Here is a 4,054-nt window from a genome sequence, read left to right as displayed (position 1 = left end):
GTGCGGGGGGTGCCCTCGGTCAGCGGGGTGCCACCGGGGCGTCGGGTCACGTCGGTCATGTCGTTCAGCTCTCCTTCGCCTGGCGGCGGTGCAGCAGGGACGGCGTGCGGTGGCCGCGCGAGGCGGCCGGGGACGTGCGGTCGCCGTCGGCGCCGTGGCGGCCGCTGTCGGGGCGGTGACGTCCGCCGTCACGCCGGGACGGGCGGATCAGCTCCTGGAACAGGGCACGGGCCCCGACCATGGCCTCGCGCATCTCCTCGGTGCCCGCGCCGCCGTCCTGCGCGCCGTTCGCGCGCGCCTGGGCCACGCGGTGCACCCGCCGGTAGCCCTCGACGTGGTGGGCGTGGTGCACGGACAGCGCGGAGAGCTGGTCCTCGTAGTGTCCGTCGGCGGGGAAGCCGCGGCCGCCGGCGAGTTCGGCGATCAGCCGGTCCGCCTCGGCGACGGCGTCGCGCGGGGACTCGACGAACCGCTCCTGGGCGGCCGTCCAGCGCGCCTCGTACCGCTCGCGCTCTGCGGACTCCAACGGCCGTTCGCGCAGGTCGCCGTGGCGCTCCACGCGCTCGGCGAGTTCCCGCTCGGCGGCCCTGGTGTCGCCGTCGTGGCGGGCGACGGCACGGTCGTACTCGGGCCCGAAGCGGCGCTTCAGGCTCGTGCCGTGCCTCGGGCCACGGGTACGCAGGGTCAGCACGGCCGCGACGGCGACAACGACCGCGACAATCACGATCAACGCAATGATCAGGCCAGTGGACATGAATGCCTTCCGGGTTCTCGGCCCAACCGGCACTCCTCGCGAGCCGGTTCGTCCCTTCCGGGTTGCCCGATGCCCGGCACACAAACTGCACGGCGCAGACACCGCGCCCCCGCGCCGGTTCCGCGAGCCGACGGTATTCGCTTGCGGGCCCCCCGTACGGGCCGTCCAGAATGCGGGGATGACCTGGACCGTAGCCCCCGAACCGTACGGCTCGCCCGCCGCCGCCGCGCTCTGGCGGGCGTACTACACGGAGGTCAGCGATCGCTGGTACCTGCTGCACGAGGGGCGCCGGACCGCGCCGGAGGAGCTGGAGCGGGAGATCGCCGCCGGGGCGGAGGGCGGCCTGGCGGCGCCGCGCGGGGGGCTGCTGGTCGCGCGGTACGCGGGTGAGCCGGCCGGATGCGCGGGCTACCGCCTGCTGGACGGCACGACCGCCGAGCTGACCCGGGTGTTCCTGTACGAGGGGATGCGGGGCAGGGGCGGTGCGGGGCCGCTGGTGCGGGCGGCCGAGGACGCGGCCCGTGCGGCGGGCGCGACCCGGATGGTCCTCGACACACGCGGTGACCTCGTGGAGGCGCGGGCGCTGTACGCCCGGCTGGGATACACGGAGACCGGGCCGCACAACGCGGCGCCGTACGCCGAGCACTGGTTCGCCAAGCGGCTCGGCTGAGACGGGGAGGCACCGCCTCAGTGGGCCGGGGCCACCGCCCGCTCCTCCTGCGGGCGTTCGCCGCTGGAGCCGCACAGTTCGTCGTTCAGCTCGTGGACCAGTCGCACCAGATCGGTGGGGCGGTCCGGGCCCCACCAGTCGCCGAGCAGCTCGGCCAGCGACTCCTCACGGGCCCGCGCGAGGCGCTCGCTCACCTCGCGGCCCTCGTCGGTCAGCACCATGTCGACGCCCCGGCGCACGGCGAGGTGCCGGATCTCGACCTGGCGGGTGGCCTCCAGGACGACGCTCAGCGGGACCGGGTTGCGCTCGGCGAGCAGGGCCGGTTCCACCGAGCCGTGCCTTCTCATCCGCAGCAGCAGCCAGCTCGCCGCGGGCAGCAGGTCGTAGCCCGCGCGATCGGTGATCTTCCGGTAGATCTCGCGCCGCCCCTCGCGGGTGCCGAGCACCGACAGCGCGCGGCACACCTCGTCGTACGAGGACCGCTCCACGGGGTTGCTGGCAAGGGTCTCGGTCACGTCGGGGGCGGTGACCGAGGCGCGCAGCCGGTCCTCCTTGAGGAACCACGCCAGTACGAAGCCGACGAGGGCGACGGGCACGGCGTACAGGAAGACGTCGGTGATGGCGGTGGAGTAGGCGTCGAGGGCCGGAGGGCGCAGCGGGGGCGGCAGGGCGGCGATGCCGCGCGGGTCGGCCTCCAGTGTCCCGGGGGAGACGCCGGGCGGGAGCGGCGCGTCCCGGAAGGCGGCCGTGAGTTCGTCGCCGAGGCGGCCCGCGAAGATCGCGCCGAAGATGGCGACGCCGAACGAGGCGCCGATGGAGCGGAAGAAGGTCGCGCCGGAGGTGGCGACGCCGAGATCCTCGTAGGAGACGGCGTTCTGCACGATGAGCACGAGGACCTGCATCACCAGGCCGAGTCCGAGGCCGAAGACGAAGAAGGAGGCGCTCATCACCCCGGTGGAGCTGTGCGCGTCGAGCTGGTGGAGCAGCAGCAGTCCGACGGCGGTGATGCCGGTGCCCATGATCGGGAACACCTTCCAGCGGCCGGTGCGGCTGACGATCTGTCCGGAGCCGGTGGAGGCCAGCAGCATGCCGGCCACCATCGGCAGCATGTGCACGCCGGACATGGTGGGGGTGATGCCGTGCACCACCTGGAGGAAGGTCGGCAGGTACGTCAGCGCGCCGAACATGGCGAAGCCGACGATGAAGCTGATCACGGCGGCGAGCGTGAAGGTGCGCACGCCGAACAGCTTCAGCGGCAGTACGGGCTCGGCGGCCCGGCGTTCCACGGCCACGAAGGCGACGATGAGGACGGCGCCGAGCACCGTGAGCCCGATGATCCGCGGCGAACTCCAGGCCCAGGTGGTGCCGCCGAGGGAGGCGACCAGCACCAGGCAGGTGGCGACGGACGCGATGAGGAAGGTGCCGAGGTAGTCGATGACGTGCTTGGCCGACCTGCGCGGGATGTGCAGCACCGCCGCGATCACGGCGAGCGCGACGATGCCGACGGGCACGTTGATGTAGAACACCCAGCGCCAGCTCCAGTGCTGGGTGAACAGTCCGCCGAGCAGCGGCCCGAGCACGCTGGTCGTGCCGAACACGGCCCCGAACAGGCCCTGGTAGCGGCCACGTTCGCGGGGCGGCACGAGGTCGCCGACGATCGCCATCGACAGCACGATCAGCCCGCCGCCGCCCAGCCCCTGGAGCGCGCGGAACCCGATCAGCTGCGGCATGTCCTGCGCGGCGCCGCACAGGGCGGACCCCACCAGGAAGATCACGATGGCGAGCTGGAAGAGGCGCTTGCGTCCGTACTGGTCGCCGAGCTTCCCCCACAGGGGCGTCGCGGCGGTGGAGGCCAGCAGGTACGCGGTGACCACCCAGGAGAGGTGTTCCAGGCCGCCCAGGTCGCTGACGATGGTGGGCAGGGCGGTGGACACGATGGTCTGGTCGAGGGCGGCGAGCAGCAGACCGAGCAGCAGCGCGCCGATCGAGAAGAGGACGTTGCCGGACACGTGTTCAGGGGCGCCGCCGCCGGAGGCCGGCGGTCCGGCGCGGGGTGCGGGCTGCGCGTCGCTCGCCTTCGGCGCCGTACCGTGCGCGTCGCCGGCCATGAAGACCTCCACAGGTTCTCGTTCCACCGTCCATCGTGATCGGTCTGACCTGTTATGGCCTGTTGAGTCCTGCCGGAAGGTCGCATTCCGGGGGCGCGCGGAACGGCCTGTGAAGAAGATCTGCATAATCTCTGGAGTTCGCGAGGGGAGGGACCACACGTGGAACAGCCGAACGGAAACCCGTGCCCGGAGTGCGGTGCGCCCAGGCACAGGGACAACACGCCCTCCTGCGCCTGCACGCTGCGTGCGTCCGACGCCCTCCGCGACGCCCGTACGGCGGAGGCCGCGGCGGCGGAGGACTTCGACCCGCTGCGCATCCGGCCGTATGTCGAACTCGACGGGAAGAGCGGACGGAGTACGCCGGACGGGGAAGGGGAGCGGCCGGACGCGGCCCTGCCCCCGGACACCGGCCCGTCCGCGGAGGGGCCGGGTGCCCCGCCCGGCACGTCGTCCGGAAGCTCTCCGGGTGCCCCGTCGGGCGGCCCGGGGGTGCCCGACGGGACGATGCGGTTGCGCGCCGTC

3 protein-coding genes and 1 pseudogene are annotated in these 4,054 nt (G+C 73.2%); 2 read left to right on the top strand and 2 right to left on the bottom strand.

Features of this window, described 5'->3' with window-relative positions; all coding sequences use genetic code 11:
• Positions 1 to 64: 64 nt before the first annotated feature.
• Entirely contained in the window at positions 65 to 754 is a 690-nt protein-coding gene (locus tag B9S61_RS02985) for a hypothetical protein (protein ID WP_103540782.1), read from the bottom strand.
• 178 nt (positions 755 to 932) lie between these two features.
• Between B9S61_RS02985 and B9S61_RS02980 the strand changes: the two genes are divergently transcribed.
• A complete protein-coding gene (locus tag B9S61_RS02980; protein WP_103540781.1) occupies positions 933 to 1,424 on the top strand; it encodes a GNAT family N-acetyltransferase in 492 nt (163 codons plus the stop codon).
• A 17-nt stretch (positions 1,425 to 1,441) separates the two neighbouring features.
• Here the strand turns inward: B9S61_RS02980 and B9S61_RS02975 are convergent, their stop codons facing one another.
• The gene (locus B9S61_RS02975) at positions 1,442 to 3,532 is read right to left on the bottom strand and encodes an MFS transporter (protein WP_103540783.1); all 2,091 of its coding nucleotides are present in this window, start codon (positions 3,530 to 3,532) and stop codon (positions 1,442 to 1,444) included.
• A 159-nt stretch (positions 3,533 to 3,691) separates the two neighbouring features.
• Between B9S61_RS02975 and B9S61_RS42025 the strand changes: the two are divergent.
• A pseudogene (locus B9S61_RS42025) lies at positions 3,692 to 4,054 on the top strand (peptidoglycan-binding protein); the annotation flags it as partial.

Source organism: Streptomyces sp. SM1, assembly GCF_002910825.1.
GTDB classification, from domain to species: Bacteria; Actinomycetota; Actinomycetes; order Streptomycetales; family Streptomycetaceae; genus Streptomyces; species Streptomyces okerensis.
The sequence above is the reverse complement of the archived record's forward strand: the minus strand, read 5'-3'. Positions and strand labels throughout refer to the sequence as shown.

Excerpts from the sequence above, each read along its gene's own strand:
- B9S61_RS02985 (WP_103540782.1), bottom strand. The coding sequence starts at position 754 with ATGTCCACTGGCCTGATCATTGCGTTGATCGTGATTGTCGCGGTCGTT.
- B9S61_RS02980 (WP_103540781.1), top strand. The coding sequence starts at position 933 with ATGACCTGGACCGTAGCCCCCGAACCGTACGGCTCGCCCGCCGCCGCC.
- B9S61_RS02975 (WP_103540783.1), bottom strand. The coding sequence starts at position 3,532 with ATGGCCGGCGACGCGCACGGTACGGCGCCGAAGGCGAGCGACGCGCAG.